The organism is Candidatus Poribacteria bacterium (genome assembly GCA_021295755.1).
Classification (GTDB): Bacteria; Poribacteria; WGA-4E; order WGA-4E; family PCPOR2b; genus PCPOR2b.
In genome coordinates, this window is record JAGWBT010000067.1 from 2579 (window position 1) to 17620 (window position 15042).

At 49.4% G+C, this 15042-nt stretch carries 13 protein-coding genes and 1 pseudogene (1 of these 14 running past the window's edge); 8 read left to right on the plus strand and 6 right to left on the minus strand.

The window, feature by feature from the left end; translation table 11 throughout:
• The 8 genes and pseudogenes from J4G02_11195 to J4G02_11230 form a co-directional block, all read left to right on the plus strand.
• Window positions 1-708, plus strand: a pseudogene (locus J4G02_11195) (Eco57I restriction-modification methylase domain-containing protein); it begins 740 nt to the left of the window's first position.
• Window positions 708-1661: a restriction endonuclease gene (locus J4G02_11200; GenBank protein MCE2395142.1), complete on the plus strand. Its 954-nt coding sequence runs from the start codon at window positions 708-710 to the stop codon at window positions 1659-1661. The pseudogene J4G02_11195 and the gene J4G02_11200 overlap by 1 nt, the downstream one beginning before the upstream one ends.
• Window positions 1662-1828: 167 nt before the next feature.
• Window positions 1829-4141, plus strand: coding sequence for a xanthine dehydrogenase family protein molybdopterin-binding subunit (locus tag J4G02_11205; GenBank protein ID MCE2395143.1), 2313 nt, complete (start codon window positions 1829-1831; stop codon window positions 4139-4141).
• Window positions 4142-4262: 121 nt separating this feature from the next.
• Complete coding sequence (locus J4G02_11210; protein ID MCE2395144.1) at window positions 4263-5558, plus strand: SUMF1/EgtB/PvdO family nonheme iron enzyme; 1296 nt, start codon at window positions 4263-4265, stop codon at window positions 5556-5558.
• Between the two features lie 86 nt (window positions 5559-5644).
• The gene (gene egtD, locus J4G02_11215) at window positions 5645-6649 is read left to right on the plus strand and encodes an L-histidine N(alpha)-methyltransferase (protein ID MCE2395145.1); all 1005 of its coding nucleotides are present in this window, start codon (window positions 5645-5647) and stop codon (window positions 6647-6649) included.
• Window positions 6650-6653: 4 nt separating this feature from the next.
• Window positions 6654-7406 (plus strand): ATP-binding cassette domain-containing protein, encoded by a 753-nt coding sequence (locus tag J4G02_11220; protein MCE2395146.1) that lies wholly within the window; start codon window positions 6654-6656, stop codon window positions 7404-7406.
• Between the two features lie 17 nt (window positions 7407-7423).
• Window positions 7424-8995 carry an ABC transporter permease subunit gene (locus J4G02_11225; protein ID MCE2395147.1) on the plus strand — a complete coding sequence of 524 codons (1572 nt, stop codon included), beginning with the start codon at window positions 7424-7426 and terminating at the stop codon, window positions 8993-8995.
• A gap of 39 nt (window positions 8996-9034) precedes the next feature.
• A complete protein-coding gene (locus tag J4G02_11230; protein MCE2395148.1) occupies window positions 9035-9553 on the plus strand; it encodes a hypothetical protein in 519 nt (172 codons plus the stop codon).
• Window positions 9554-9599: 46 nt separating this feature from the next.
• Here the strand turns inward: J4G02_11230 and J4G02_11235 are convergent, their stop codons facing one another.
• The 6 genes from J4G02_11235 to J4G02_11260 form a co-directional block, all read right to left on the minus strand.
• A complete protein-coding gene (locus tag J4G02_11235; protein MCE2395149.1) occupies window positions 9600-10454 on the minus strand; it encodes a hypothetical protein in 855 nt (284 codons plus the stop codon).
• Between the two features lie 67 nt (window positions 10455-10521).
• Window positions 10522-11658: a PorV/PorQ family protein gene (locus tag J4G02_11240; protein MCE2395150.1), complete on the minus strand. Its 1137-nt coding sequence runs from the start codon at window positions 11656-11658 to the stop codon at window positions 10522-10524.
• Window positions 11659-11812: 154 nt separating this feature from the next.
• The gene (gene msrB / locus J4G02_11245) at window positions 11813-12217 is read right to left on the minus strand and encodes a peptide-methionine (R)-S-oxide reductase MsrB (GenBank protein ID MCE2395151.1); all 405 of its coding nucleotides are present in this window, start codon (window positions 12215-12217) and stop codon (window positions 11813-11815) included.
• Between the two features lie 56 nt (window positions 12218-12273).
• On the minus strand, window positions 12274-12630 hold the full coding sequence (locus tag J4G02_11250) for a Rieske (2Fe-2S) protein (protein MCE2395152.1): 357 nt from the start codon (window positions 12628-12630) through the stop codon (window positions 12274-12276).
• A gap of 18 nt (window positions 12631-12648) precedes the next feature.
• Window positions 12649-14304 (minus strand): ATP-binding protein, encoded by a 1656-nt coding sequence (locus J4G02_11255; protein ID MCE2395153.1) that lies wholly within the window; start codon window positions 14302-14304, stop codon window positions 12649-12651.
• On the minus strand, window positions 14301-14825 hold the full coding sequence (locus J4G02_11260) for a HEPN domain-containing protein (protein ID MCE2395154.1): 525 nt from the start codon (window positions 14823-14825) through the stop codon (window positions 14301-14303). Before J4G02_11260 ends, J4G02_11255 begins: the two co-directional genes overlap by 4 nt.
• Window positions 14826-15042 lie beyond the last annotated feature (217 nt).

The following is a 15042-nucleotide window of genomic DNA, read 5'->3' on the forward strand; positions in this document are numbered from 1 at the left end:
TTCACCGACCTCACTACCCATGAATACTCGTTCAATCAAGTTGTTTTTCCGGATGACTCGGAGCGATTTATCCGTATACCATTATCGCCCGAAAGCAATATCGAACTAGCTCCAATAATTCGCTACACGCTCGAAGATCTTAGGATCAGTGTTTCGACAGGGCCAGTAGTCGATTTCCGGCTCAAAGAGCACTTGCGCGACATGCCGGAGGTGGGCACCGTGCCTTTGCTCTATCCATGCCATTTTAACGATATTGCCACCAAATGGCCGGTTATTGATAAGAAAAAGTCAAACGCTATTCTACGCAACAGTGATACCGAAAAATGGCTATGTCCGAGAGGCTTTTATTGTATAGTACGGCGCTTCACAGCCAAGGAGGAAAAACGCCGAATCGCGGCGAGCGTGGTTGATCCTAGCGCACTCGATAACGCACCCATGCTGGGCATTGAGAACCACTTAAATTTTTTCCATGCAAACAAAGAAGGTTTGCCACAGGTACTGGCACGTGGGTTGGCTGTGTTTCTCAATTCAACCGCCATTGATGAATATTACCGATGCTTCGGCGGCCACACACAGGTCAATGCTACCGACCTAAAACTTATGAAGTATCCGAGCCGTGATACTCTAATTGAAATTGGTAAATGGGCAATGGCACAAGGGCAACTCACGCAGACCATGATTGACACCAAGCTAGAGACTTTAGCCTGATGAACAACAAGGACGATTACATCGAAGCTGCTCATCAGATCATCGTTTCGCTGGGGCTACCACGGGCACAACAAAATGAGCGTTCTGCTCTCTGTTTGCTAGCGTTACTGAACCTCACGCCGCGTAAAACCTGGACTGATACTGAAAACCCACTTATGGGTATCACACCAATCATAGATTGGGTACGAGAGCACTACGACAAGGAATATGCACCAAATACCCGCGAAACAATTCGCCGTCAAACGATGCATCAATTCCGCGATGCCGGGATTGCACTTTATAACCCGGATAGGCCAGATCGCCCGGTAAATAGTCCAAAGACTGTCTATCAAATTGGACCCACTGCACTGGCTCTGCTACGCATCTTCAACACACCCGCATGGCATGACGCTTTGGCAACCTATCTGGTTGAGCGTGAAACTCTGGTAACTCGCTATGCTAGGGAACGGGAGCAGAATCGTGTTCCGGTTGAGATTTCACCGGGGAAGAAAATCACTCTTAGCCCCAGTGAGCATAGCGAACTGATTCGAGACATCATTGAAAACTTCGCTCCACGTTTCGCACCGGGTAGTGTGCTGGTTTATGTTGGCGACACTGAAGACAAGTGGGGGTACTTTGATGAAGACCTGCTAGCTAAATTAGGTGTCCGTGTGGATTCACACGGCAAGATGCCTGATGTCGTGCTGTATTATACCGAGAAGAATTGGCTGCTCTTGATCGAGTCAGTTACCAGTCACGGTCCCGTTGATGGCGAGCGGCATGACGAACTCAGCAATCTTTTTGCCGAATCAAAACCTCAGTTGGTTTATGTGAGTGCCTTCCCAAACCGCGCCATCATGGGAAGGTATCTCGGCGAAATTGCGTGGGAAACAGAAGTGTGGGTAGCTGATGCCCCATCACATCTAATCCATTTTGACGGTGAGCGTTTCCTCGGACCATACAATGCGTTATAATAACGCAAGTTGCTTAGTTATGTGCAGCGCGATAAAATTGATCCCTATACCCGTAGATTGGGTATCTTGCCGGTCTACAATACCTCAGCAGGAGGATGCGTGTATAGTAATGAACCAATGAACTAACGAACCAATAAACCGATGAACCAAGAGAAAGGAGTATAATCATGTCAGAATATGCGGTTCTTGGCAAAAGACTCCCCAGAGTCGATGCCCTTGAAAAGGTAACGGGTGCAGCGCAATACGGGGCTGATGTGCATCTGCCCGGTATGCTCTACGGCAAATTTGTTCGTAGCAAACACCCACATGCAAAGATTGTTAGCATCGACACCAGTGAAGCGGAAAAGTTGCCCGGTGTACGCGCTATCATCACCCAAGACGACGTCGAAAGTGGACGACGGGTCTTTGCTTCTGCCAAAGTCCTCTATCTCGGCGAACCGATTGCAGCCGTTGCGGCAATCGATCCAGACATTGCGGAGGAAGCTGCCGACTTGATTCAGGTCAGCTACGAAGTGTTACCTGTTGTTCAAGATGTGACCGAGTCGATTAAGCCGGACGCACCACGTCTACACAGCGATGATACGAAAGATAGCCCTGCCCGTCGAGCGATTAGAACTGAGTTGCGAAGACTTGAGCGAGATGACTCTCAGGATCACAGTGCAGAGATTGCTGAGTTAAACGCACAGTTAGAAGCCATCGAAGATGAGGTTTACTACAATGTCTCCGCTGAAACGCACACAGCAGTTGGCGATGTAGAACAAGGCTTTGCTGAATCGGATCTGGTTGTGGAAGATACGTATGTCATTCCACGGGTTCATCAAACCTACATGGAGCCACACGTTTCCGTTGCAGATGTTGATTCTACCGGCAAGGTCACCGTGTGGGCAAGCACGCAAGGTCCTTTCGCTATCCGATCCGGCATCGCGGGCACGCTCGGTATTCCGCTGAATCAGGTGAACGTTATCGCGACCACAATGGGCGGCGGGTTCGGTGGACGTTTTGGCGTCGCACTCACGCACGTTCCTGCGGTTCTACTCTCTCAGAAGACAGGTCGTCCGGTGAAGATTCAAATGAGCCGTGAAGAGGAGTTTACCGATGGGCGGCCGGCACCGGGGTGCGTAATCACACTAAAAACAGGTGTCAAGAACGACGGTACAATCCTAGCCCGTCAAGCGCTTGCCTTTTGGGATTCCGGTTCCGTGTCGGGTGCATCGATCGGCAGTACCCTTCGAGTACGGGGTGTCTATAAAATTCCGCACCTAAAGGTTGACGCGTATGGCGTTTACACAAATAAATCAGGCACTGCCGCTTATCGCGCACCGGGGACACCGCAAGCTGCCTTCGCTGGCGAATCGCAACTTGATGACATTGCGTGCAAACTCGGCATGGATCCTGTTGAATTTCGCCTCAAGAACATGCGTGAAGAGGGCGATCCCATCCCCGGTGGTGGTCAACGTGGTGGAGCTAGTGAGCCAAAGGTCGGTTACAAGGAAACCTTGCAGGCGGTCGCTGATGCCGTTGACTGGCGGAATCGAACCACAGGTCCCAATCAGGGTTGGGGCGTTGCGATAGGTGACTGGACAAATGGTTGTGGGCCGGGCGGGATGTTTGTCTCTATCCACGAAGATGGAAGTGCACGAATCTTCCACGGCTCGATGGATATCAGCGGTACTGATACTGCGATTACCCAGATCGTTGCCGAAGTGTTGACCCTCCCCTACGAGCAGGTTGCAATCACCCGTGGTGATACTGATTCGGCACCTTATGCAACAGGTTCCGGCGGTAGCGTTGTCACCTTCACGATGGGGAACACGGCCAAGATTGCGGCTGAGGATACGCGCAAACGTATCCTTGAACTTGCTGCTGAACGGTTGAATACGGAGGTTGATAACCTCAAGCTGGATGGGGGACAGGTGACCACAGTTGTCGGTGATCCACCGAAATCGATTGGATTCGGCGAGTTGGCTGCATATAGCCTCTCAACAACAGGTGGTCCCATCGTTGGCAAAGGTTCGTTCGCACGACAACCGACAGCACCTGCCCTTGCCGCACAAATTGCTAAAGTAGAGGTCGATACGGAGACGGGCAGAATCAAGGTGCTGAAGATGGCGTCTTCACAGGATGTCGGTTTTGCTATCAATCCGATGGCAGTTGAGGGACAGATCGAGGGTGGCACGGTACAAGGCTACGCTTGGGCAACCATGGAGGAGATGCAGTATGACGAGAACGGCAGCGTGAATCCGGGCTTCGTCGATTACCGTGTGCCGACCACCGCAGACCTCCCTACTGTGGAATCAATCATCGTTGAGGTAGAAGCACCCAAGGGACCGTTTGGTGCGAAAGGTGTCGGTGAGCCGCCGATTACGCCCACTTTGGCAACGATGGCGAATGCCGTCGCCGATGCCGTTGGTGTCCGGATAACGGAGCTACCGATGACGCCAGAGCGGGTTGTCGATGCAATTAGCGGCAACGGTAAGTAAACCACCGATTCCACAAAACGTACACTTGATATGATAGAAATCCGTAGGTGGGGCATCCCCGATAAATCGGGATTCAAAGCAACTTGCCCCACCGCAATATGCTAGGTTAAGTTGGAAAACTATGACCCCCAAAACACTCGCTGACTGGGTCATTGACGCCCGTCAGCGCACCTTCGATATCGTTGCAGATCTCACCGATGAACAGATAATGAGCCCATATCTTTCAATCGTTAATCCGCTGTTGTGGGAGATTGGGCATGTCGCATGGTTCCAAGAGAAGTGGGTACTGCGAGATACATGCAAAGAGAAGCCGATCCGTGATGATGCCGACGCGCTTTGGGATTCGATTGCGATCCCTCATCAAACACGGTGGGACCTGCCGTTGCCCTCTCGTGAAGGAACGTTAGCGTATATGCGAGAAGTACGGGACCAGATTCTGGACAAGCTTCAGCGTGGGGAACCGAGTGAAGAATTTGCGTATTTTGTGCGCTATACCACTTACCATGAAGACATGCACAATGAGGCGTTCACGTATACACGACAAACTTTGGAATACCCACCGCCACGCTTTTCTGCTGTGCCTGAAGGTCATCGCGATGTCGGAGGCGGTCCATTGCCGGGTGATGCCCAGATCCCTGGTGGTACGTTGATGTTGGGTGCTACACCTGACGAACCCTTCGTGTTTGACAACGAGAAGTGGGCACACCCGGTCGAAATAGAGCCGTTCGCTATTGCGCGTGCCGCAGTGACTCAATCCGAGTTCGCAACGTTTACCGAGGATAACGGTTATCTTCGCAAGGAGTTGTGGAGTGCAGAGGGCTGGGAGTGGCGAGAGTCTGTAAACGCAACGGAGCCCGTCTATTGGCAAAAATCACATAACGGTTGGCTGCGTCGGCATTTCGATAAATGGGTGCCGCTTGAGCCACATCTCCCAATCATTCATGTCAATTATTATGAGGCTGAAGCCTACTGCAGTTGGGCGAAGCGCAGACTTCCAACCGAAACCGAGTGGGAGACAGCGGCTGCTGCCGAACCGAACCCAGCAGGAGACGGATTATCTTCACAGAAACGTTGCTTCCCTTGGGGCAATGAACCCCCAACACCAGAACATGCCAACCTCGACTGGGATGCAATGGGTTGCGTTGATGTGGGAGCGTGCCCAAAAAGCGATAGTGCCTTCGGCTGTCGACAGATGATTGGTAATGTCTGGGAGTGGACTAGCACTCCTTTTCGCCCTTATCCGGGCTTTGAAATTGACCCATACAAGGAATATTCGGAACCCTGGTTTGAAACCCGCAAGGTATTGCGCGGCGGCTGCTGGACGACCCGTTCACGTCTCCTCCGAAATACGTGGCGTAACTTCTATACGCCAGATCGGCGAGATGTATTGGCGGGGTTCCGGACCTGTGCAAGTTGAGCTAACAATCAGATTTGATGGGTGCTAAGTAAGACCTGAAATGCAGGTACAGCTCAGCGCTCATCACTTCATCTTATGGCGAACTGATGATAATACAAGGGCTACCAGACGGTGTCAACCTAATTACGGCACCCCAACACCATCTGCAGCAATCGTTAAAAGACGCGGTTGCAGATGGATTTCAAAAGACTCCAAAAAGTATTCCGCCCCTCTTCTTTTACGACACCCCCGGTTCTCAGCTTTTCGAGCAGATCTGCAAACTCCCCGAATACTATCCAACACGAACCGAGCACAAAATCCTAACAGACGGCGCGCGGGACATCATCAAAACAATCACCGGCGAAGTGGAACTCGTGGAACTTGGCAGTGGGAGTTCTGCCAAAACACGGGTTCTTATTAACGCAATTCTTGCAGATCAACCCCACCTCCACTACATACCGACCGATATTTCCACAGACTTTCTGATCGAATCGTCGATTGCCCTCAAAAATGAGTACGAATCGTTATCGATTACAGCGATTGCTGCGGAGCACAGTGATGCGCTCCGGCTTTTACCCAAAGAGGACGGCCAATCCCGTCTTTTTCTATTCCTCGGTAGCAACATCGGAAACTTTGAGCCGGAGGCAGCGATTGACTTCATCGGACGGATTCGCTGTCAAATGTGTGAGGCTGACCGCCTGCTGATAGGATTTGATCTGGTGAAAGACCATCAAGTGCTTTTCGACGCTTACAACGATAAGGCAGGGGTAACGGCTGAGTTCAACAAAAACCTGTTGGTGCGAATTAACGGCGAATTGGGCGGAGACTTCAAGCTCGATCTGTTCGATCATTACGCGCCGTTTGTTGAGGAACATTCCCGTATCGAAATGCGCCTGATAAGTCGGTGTGTTCAGCAGGTTTACGTGGACGGTCTTGGGCAAAGGTTCGATTTTGAAGAGGGTGAGTATATCCATACGGAAAACAGCTACAAGTATACGCTTAAAGGGTTTGGTTCTCTTTGTGACGAAGTGGGGCTGAAGATGCAGGAGTATTGGCTTGATGAGCGTGGGTGGTTTGCGGTGGGGCTGTTTCGCAAAACCGGAGGAGGATAAGCGTATGAACGAAAGCAAAATTGCACTGCGGGAGGTCGAGATGCGTTTTGGCGATGTTGTCGCTCTCCATTCGACCAACCTGCAGGTCGCAGCGGGGCAAACAACGGTGTTAATCGGTCCGAGCGGTTGTGGCAAATCCACTATTCTACGGCTAATTATAGGCTTGTTAACGCCAACCTCCGGGGAAATCGAATTTGAAGGGAAGCCAGTTTCACAGAATAATATCCTTGCGTTACGGCGTCGGATGGGTTACGTGATTCAGGATGGGGGACTATTTCCGCATCTGACCGCTGCTCAAAATGTGACCCTCATGGCACGGCATCTCCAACCCACCGTTCCAGCAGACGCAATTCAGACGAAGTTGGATGAACTGTGTGAATTGACGCGTTTTCCGCAGGAAGGACTTGCTCGTTATGCCGTTGAACTTTCGGGCGGGCAGCGTCAGCGCGTCAGTTTGATGCGGGCACTTGCTCTGGACCCCGACGTTCTGCTGCTTGATGAGCCGCTTGGAGCGTTAGACCCGATGGTGCGTGCCTCCCTGCAAACAGAGTTGAAAGAGATTTTCAGCAGTCTCGGTAAAACCGTCATCCTCGTCACCCATGATATGGCAGAAGCCGGTTATATCGGAGATAGCATCGTCCTCATGCGTGAGGGGCGCATCCTCCAACAGGGAACGCTTGATGACCTCCGAGAGCGACCGGCTGACGATTTCGTCTCGGAATTCATCACCGCACAACGGAGTCTAGTCCAACTGTAAGGTAGGGTGTAAAAAAGATGAAAAGACAACAAGAACCAACTAGGAAGCGGCAAAGTATTCCTCGTTTCAGGCATCACGTTTCAGGCATCACGTTTTGCACACTCTCTGTGCTTCTGTTGACCTATACTCTGCCTTCTACTGATGCCCAAACAATTGATGTTGGCTCCAAGCGATTTACGGAGTCTTATGTCTTGGGCGAGATAGCAAAGAAATTGCTGGAAGATGTGGGTTATCATGTGGAATTTAAGCAGGGGATGGGCGGCACGATTATCGTGTGGGAGGCACTGAAAAGCGGTGACATCGCCATGTATCCCGACTACACCGGTACAATCCAAGAGACGATTCTGAAATCGGCAACTCCCTTAACATCCGAGCAGATGCGGAGTGCACTCGCTGAACACGGCATCGGCATGACAGGTGAATTGGGCTTCAACAACACCTACGCGTTTGCCATGCGCCGAGCACATAGCGATTCTCTGAACATACATAAAATTTCAGACCTGCAGGACCACCCAAATCTCAAGGTGGGATTTACGCATGAGTTTTTGGAACGCGCGGACGGTTGGACACCGTTGAGTCAGCGTTACGGCTTGCAGCTTAGACCACGCGGGATGGAACACGCCCTAGCGTACGTCGCTCTGAACAGCGGTGAGATTGATCTCATGGATGCCTACTCCACCGATGCCAAACTCGTTGAATACGATTTGACCGTGCTGGAGGATGATCTGCATTTCTTCCCAAAGTACAACGCCGTCTTCCTTTACCGGTTGGACACCGACCCAGCAGCTATCGACGCGATTCGCACAGTTGAAGGTGCCATTGATGAAGAGTTGATGACGCGATTGAACGCCGAAGCCGAACGTACAAACAACTTCACAGCCGCCGCCTCACTCTACTTCAGCGGAGTAGAGCACAGAGCGGTAGAAGTCACCTCTGAGTCCTTTGTGTCCAAACTGGCACGGTGGATAGGGCGACATTTGATGCTCGTTGGTATTTCAATGGTGATTGCGATTGTGGTCAGTATTCCGCTCGGTATACGTGCTAGCCGCCCCGGAATACTTGGCCAAGTCATTATTGGGGTACCGGGGGTCATGCAAACCATACCATCACTAGCACTGCTCGCGCTGCTTGTGCCGGTGCCGATGCTCGGCATAAGTCCAACGACAGCGATTGTCGCACTTTTTCTCTACAGTCTTTTGCCAATCGTTAGGAACACTGCCACTGGGCTTCAGAACATTCCGACACCGTTGAGGGAATCTGCGGCTGCGTTGGGTCTCGAGCCTACTGCCCAACTCACGAAACTGTACTTACCGATGGCATCGCGGACGATTCTTGCGGGTATCAAAACAAGTGTCATAATCAATGTTGGAACGGCTACGCTCGCTGCACTTATCGGAGCAGGCGGGCTCGGCGAACCGATCATCAGCGGGCTTGCGCTTAACGATGCCAAGGTTATCTTGCAGGGAGCTATCCCGGCGGCATTGCTGGCGATTTTGGTTCAGGTATGCTTTGACGGTCTAGACCGCCTGATTATCCCGAGGGGGTTACGTCTGGAGGCGGCATCCCAACAAGCTGCAGCAGGGGAGTAAGCCGAAGTTTTTTTAGAGAAAGAAAAATTGGAGGAGAAAATGGACTGGGAAGTTAAACAAAGAGGACGCGTGACCTACTACCGTAAGAAAACCAACGACGTTTTTTCGGATTTGGTTGTTGAAACGCTTGATAATGGTGACCTGAAAATCCGCTTTGTTGGCATGACCGGTGCACTTGCGGCGACCAACGAATTAGAGTTAGACAACGTGGCGCGTATGGATCCGGCAAAGGAAATACCGCGTATTTTTGACACGTGGGAAATGTACGTGCGTGAGGCGGGGATTTGCGATTCTTTAGCGGAACTGGATTTCTTGGAGGTTCATTCCTTTGGCGCGGCACCTAAAGAACCCCATCCGTTGGTCGAGCCGGAGGGTTACGCAGCGGAAAAGGAGCGTATCCGCCAAGCCTATGCACAGGCTTACGCGACTTATTGGAAAGAAAAGATGCCAAAAAACGGGTTGCCAGTGCGGTTTACAGTCTATCTGGAGGAACTTCCGGATACTGCTGCTAGCTACGAATTCGGGGCAGTGGCACTCTATCAAAAAGCAGCAGAGTAAGTTGCACTAACCTATTCTTCTGAGGCAACTTCTGAGAAAATATCTCTCAAAATCGTTTCTGCAGTACCAACTGGCTCTGGACGTTCTGGAGAGAAAAACTTGTTTGCAGGTCCAATCCCAAGGAACTGTGCTTTTTATTATAGCTTTTCGCAGCAATGCGGGCGTCGATTGCACTGACAACGTGATTTAGAAGTGCAATTCCCAGAAAAGTCTTTGCTAACTGGAATTTGTCATTGGCATCCATCCGCATTTCAAAGGCTTCTAAACGTGCTTCGGAGGCAGGTACTTCCTTTGCAGGGCGGTCCTTGAACGCCTCCCCATCTCGTTTCCAATACCATTTTCCTGTGCGTGCTCGCGTAGCTTCCGAATCATACGGATGATTCCAGTTTTCATATTGTGTTGCATGCTCAAAGTCTTCGATAGGGTCCCAGTAATCGATTCTTGTAGGTCCTTCAAAAACAATGTTATCTCTCACCGAGTCTCTATAATCCTCCCGAAGGGTTTGCGCGTTGCTGTGTGTAACGAAATAGGCGGCAAGCAACCCCACCTCCGCCGCAATCTGGAGATAGCCACGCTTTGCACCGATGTAAAGTTGACCTGAACCGGGGGCAAGTGCCGAGTACAGGAAGGCTTTAGTTGGAGATTTTGGCGGTTCCAGATTCAGCGGTCCCTGATGTTTCTCGATAGCTGGACTTTCACTTTGATCGGTCAGCAGTATTTGCGTGCCCACCATAGAGGTTAGTCGAAAAGATGTGCTCCGAGAAGTTTGTAGCGATTTTTCCAAGAGAGGTAAAACTTGGGAGGAGTATTCAGCGGTAGATCCCTGTGACGCAATTCCCATCTGTGCGGAAATCTCAATACCTAGAAGCACCACGAACAAGATCCGGCATATATGTTTCATTCTTTTTCCTTTGTAGTTGGTTACAGGTTTTATCGGACCCAACCTGAAGCGGTAACTTCGGGAACGCTTAGAATTGTAGGATGAGAGCGAAGACATTTAGACGCTGCTGCTCTGGACCGCCGCCGGGAAGTTGTGCAAAATCAAGTTGATAGTTGAGCAGCCGAACCCCTAAGCCGTAGGTCAAATGGTCAGTGAAGTTAAGTAGATCGATACCGGGTTCTTCCTTGTAGCCAACACGGAGCGCCAAGAAACTTCCCAGCCAATATTCGAGTCCAATACTTTTCTGCAGGTGCCTCCATTCCAAAGCGTACACGCCAATTCCTCGTTCCGAGCGCGCGCTTGCAAGTTCTTCAGATGTGAATTCAGGTTCCTGTTCCTGTTCCTCCGTTGGTCCCTGTTCATTACTTATTTGTCGAGCCAGCTCCATCTTTAATTCGTCCTCATCCTTTCTCAACTGATCGATAGATGCAGTCAGATCGCCAATCAACCTTATGTGGTGGTTGCCCTGATTATAGAACGATACCGCCGTTCCAAATCTAAAGATGCGCGGAAGTGGGTCACTCTGATTTTCATCTATGAAATGTATCCGTGTTCCCCAGTTCTGTACAGCTGCACCGACTTGAATGGGAATCTGTGTTAAGGGTAGGTCGTATTGCAAGCCGAGATCTACGGCGTACGCCCGTGCGCCAACTTCTCCCAGTTTTAGGGAGATAACTTTGCCGCTGATTCCTCCTAACAGTCTCTCTGCCAATTTATCCGCATAAGAGACTGTCCACACCCAGTTTGTTCCCAGGTTTTCGGTCCGTATCGGCTCCGGGGAATCGATTGTTACATCGATCGTCCCCTGTCCTTCGAGCTGAAGCATAGTACCGAGTGTTCCTGCCTCGCCGAGCGGCAAAGCGCCGGCGAAGAAAGCATAGTACAACCCCTCTCCTGCCTCTCCGAAAAGTTGAGCGCGATCCACATACGAAATCGCAGCTTGTTTCCTTTCCATGATGCCAAGACCGCTCGGATTCCATAAAGCGGCTGTAACATCGTTATTAATTGCGGAAAATGCATCGCCTAATGCAGCAGCCCGCGTGCCACCACCGAGCTTGAGGATTGGAGCAGCAGTTGTCCCAGGTCCCGCTGATACAGGACGGGCAATAGCAATTGTCATAAATAGTAGTAGAACAACTGTAGATAACATATCTACTCGCTTCATATTTGAAATCTCCTTACATCATGTTCCAAGGGAGTGATAGAACTTTAACATTTATAACCGCTCCAAACGGAAAATGGCTTGCCTAAGTTTACAAAATTGTGAGGGTAAAGACGAGGGGACAAGAAAATTTCCTCCGCCAAGCCTCTCTTTTATCCTACTCTTCCTCTTTTTCAACGAAGTCAAGCGCAGCGGAATTCATGCAGTAACGGAGTCCTGTGGGTGGAGGACCATCGTTAAAAATATGACCAAGGTGTGCATCGCATCGATCGCACATAGCCTCCGTCCTGATCATACCATAACTGGGATCGGTTTCCGTTTCAATGCTATCCTCGGAAATCGGTGCCCAAAAGCTGGGCCAACCTGTGCCAGAATCAAACTTGGTTTCTGAACTGAATAGGTCAGCGCCACAGCAGACACATCGGTACACCCCGTTCCCTTTAGCGTTATTATATTTACCGGTGAAGGCGTGTTCCGTGCCTTTTTGCCGAGTCACATAATACTGCTCTGGGGTTAGTTGCTGCTGCCATTCAGCATCTGTTTTTTGTATTTTCTCAGACATGTGTAATCCTTTCTATTGTGCGTGCCTTAGTTGGAGTAAATAGATTTCCTACAGGTCTAATCTAGATATAAGACAATTTCATCCCCGTCGACAGTGACAGGGTAGGTCTTGACGCGCATACGTGAATCATAAAGTGCCGTTCCGGTTTTGATATCAAATTCCCATTGATGCCAAGAACATTTGATAATCTCACCTTCACGTTCAAAATCGGTGTGATAGGTTTCGTCGGAAATGACGTGCGGTCGAAGTCGTCCTTGGCAAAGGGGACCCCCTTTGTGGGGACACATGTTTCTTAGTGCGTGAAACGTGCCATCTACGTTGAACACACCGATCCCTCCCTTGCCTCCCACCTGTACAATTTTCCGCTCACCGGGGGGCAAATCGTCAACTTTTCCGACTACATGGCGTTGCATTGTAAATCTGTCCCTTCATTATATCACATCAGAAAGTTGCTCCAACTTAAATAATGGTCCACGTCGCAAGATACCCAGTAATCGTACTGAAGTATCGCCGATCGTTGGCTTCTTCTTAGTTCCTGTCTCCCTAAAAATAATATACCCTTTCTCAAAGTCGAGGGTCTTTATCCGCAACTTAAATCTCTCTGATGAAAACTGACTCAGATCTAGCATGTATACTTCATATTTGCGTCCCTGCTCCCGTATATCAGACAGGCTTGCACGAACCAAATGAATAAGCCTCCCATCCATAAGTTCTCTGATTATACGATATTCTTCAGAATGGTCGTCTCTGTCCCGAAAGTCAATACGGAAAAAAGTGCAATTTTTTTCTTTACAAAATCTTAGAATCTGGTCGAGACCTTTGATTCTATTTGACATGCCTTCGGTTGAAGCACCGTCCTCCTCTAGTTCCGATATTTTGACCTCTGCTATCTGACTAGCAGACCTTCCAACATCTTGGACACCAACGACTCGAGCCTTTTCTCTTGTTCGCGCTTGATTTATTGCGTTGGCACTTAAAGTGAGATAGTCGCGCGGTACTGCTCCAGACGCGAGGACGAGTCGATCAAGTGCTTTAGAGGATAAGATACTTGACAACGATGAAATTTCAACGTGCTGAGCGTAGCTCAAAAAGACTTCCTCAAGGAAGTTCTTGGCTTGTGAAGGTTTTTCCAATGTCACATCCAAATCAATGTGATCCGCGTCGTGCCCGGTTTGCAGACCGAGGGGAGGCTTTGCTTGAAACCAGCGTGTGAGATGTCTAATTCCCGTGACTTTAAGCCACGCATCAGAATCACGCACCGCACTGTGGACTAAATCAAGAAGTTTGGGTTGTTCTGCGCTAGGTAAATAGTGCAGGTCATCTAGGAAGATGTAAAACTGAGTTGCATTTGTATCAGCGAATCGACGAATGATTCTTTGCATATAGGGTACGAGCCTACCTACCTCATCAGCAGAAATTTCTTGTTTTGCAAGCAGGCTATCAGTATCATCCCGCAATTTTGAGATTAAGGTTAGGCTCCGAGGTATGCTTTCTTTTTGTGAATAGAAAATTTGCATCTGTTCGCACACATCTAGACAGATCCACACAAATATTCTCTCAGCAGATTCTCTGCTATGTGTATGAATGTTGATCCAAGAGGTCAGATAGCCTTTGCTCTCGACGCGGTGTTTTGCTTCGAGCATAAGGGCTGTCTTACCTGTACCTCGCCTGCCAAAAATTAGATGGTGCCGAGGTGTGATAGCCGTTAATATACTTTGAGCTGTATCAGAAACGTAATCTAAACTTGGTTGTGCTTCCGATGTCCGAGATCGAGCTATCAGAAGTTGGACAAGTTTTGTGATTTTCGGATTCTGAACTCCATCTTTAATATGAGTCACCACGCTTTTTACTTCTCGTTCAACCTTACGCACCGCCACGAAACCATCAAATCCTTGCGCTGCAAGTTCACGATCAAGGGTATTACCAACTCTCGCAGCCCTGTCGAAGTCATCTTCAGTGGTATGTACAACGAAAATCCTTTCCCCTGGATAGTCCTTCCTTTCAATTAACTGTATTTCAATTCCGACTGCAGAGAATCGGTTTTGAATAAAAGTCTCTGTATCTATCGGGAGTTGTAATTGTATCATAATATGCATCCCTTGCTTTGTAGGTAAGCACGAGCTGTGGACAGGAATAAATCCGCGTCTGTTTTAAGATCGGAAGCGTCTTGTTTCCACGCCATATTCGACTTTGGATATGGTTCATAATCTGCACGATTTCTAAGTACACGAGCAATTCTTAACATATTTTGCCAGTTCGGCCCAGGAGGAAAATCGCCCGGTATGTGTAGCGGGAGTTTCCCGTGTTCTTGGTGATCATCACCTCCATGAAAAACAAAAACGCACGCTCGCATTGCGTGATACATCGCATAATAGTATCGACTTATGGCACTTCGATAGAGAGGAGGTTTAGAGTTTAGCAATTTATTTGCATTATGTCGATGTTCATAGGCAAAATACCATCGATCTGCAGCAGCTTTGTTTATCAACTCGGGTATCGTTCGTCCAGAATCCTTCTCAAGAGATACGCCCTCTTTCCAATAATCTATCTGTGAATTGGTGGCCTTCGTCAAGCGAATCAGTCGATTATTAGGAAGAACTCTTGGCATGAATTGGCTCCGTCAGTTAAAGAACGATTTATATCAGTGACAGAAAGTTTTCACGCTTAAAAACACTGGTATAAACCGCCAAGGATGCAAATATCTATTTCGTTAATGTCGTCATTGGCAACAGTCTCGCTTATCATATACTATGCCGCACGTTCCACAACCGTCTCCGCCATCTGTAGTCGATGGGCGTAGAGTTCACAGGCGTTTTCAACGAAGA

What these genes read in the sequence shown, in the direction of transcription:
- J4G02_11200 (MCE2395142.1), top strand. Translation starts at nt 708, where the DNA reads ATGAACAACAAGGACGATTACATCGAAGCTGCTCATCAGATCATCGTT.
- J4G02_11225 (MCE2395147.1), top strand. Translation starts at nt 7,424, where the DNA reads ATGAAAAGACAACAAGAACCAACTAGGAAGCGGCAAAGTATTCCTCGT.
- J4G02_11235 (MCE2395149.1), bottom strand. Translation starts at nt 10,454, where the DNA reads ATGAAACATATATGCCGGATCTTGTTCGTGGTGCTTCTAGGTATTGAG.
- J4G02_11250 (MCE2395152.1), bottom strand. Translation starts at nt 12,630, where the DNA reads ATGCAACGCCATGTAGTCGGAAAAGTTGACGATTTGCCCCCCGGTGAG.
- J4G02_11220 (MCE2395146.1), top strand. Translation starts at nt 6,654, where the DNA reads ATGAACGAAAGCAAAATTGCACTGCGGGAGGTCGAGATGCGTTTTGGC.
- J4G02_11205 (MCE2395143.1), top strand. Translation starts at nt 1,829, where the DNA reads ATGTCAGAATATGCGGTTCTTGGCAAAAGACTCCCCAGAGTCGATGCC.
- J4G02_11255 (MCE2395153.1), bottom strand. Translation starts at nt 14,304, where the DNA reads ATGATACAATTACAACTCCCGATAGATACAGAGACTTTTATTCAAAAC.
- msrB (MCE2395151.1), bottom strand. Translation starts at nt 12,217, where the DNA reads ATGTCTGAGAAAATACAAAAAACAGATGCTGAATGGCAGCAGCAACTA.
- J4G02_11210 (MCE2395144.1), top strand. Translation starts at nt 4,263, where the DNA reads ATGACCCCCAAAACACTCGCTGACTGGGTCATTGACGCCCGTCAGCGC.
- J4G02_11260 (MCE2395154.1), bottom strand. Translation starts at nt 14,825, where the DNA reads ATGCCAAGAGTTCTTCCTAATAATCGACTGATTCGCTTGACGAAGGCC.
- J4G02_11240 (MCE2395150.1), bottom strand. Translation starts at nt 11,658, where the DNA reads ATGAAGCGAGTAGATATGTTATCTACAGTTGTTCTACTACTATTTATG.
- J4G02_11230 (MCE2395148.1), top strand. Translation starts at nt 9,035, where the DNA reads ATGGACTGGGAAGTTAAACAAAGAGGACGCGTGACCTACTACCGTAAG.
- egtD (MCE2395145.1), top strand. Translation starts at nt 5,645, where the DNA reads ATGATAATACAAGGGCTACCAGACGGTGTCAACCTAATTACGGCACCC.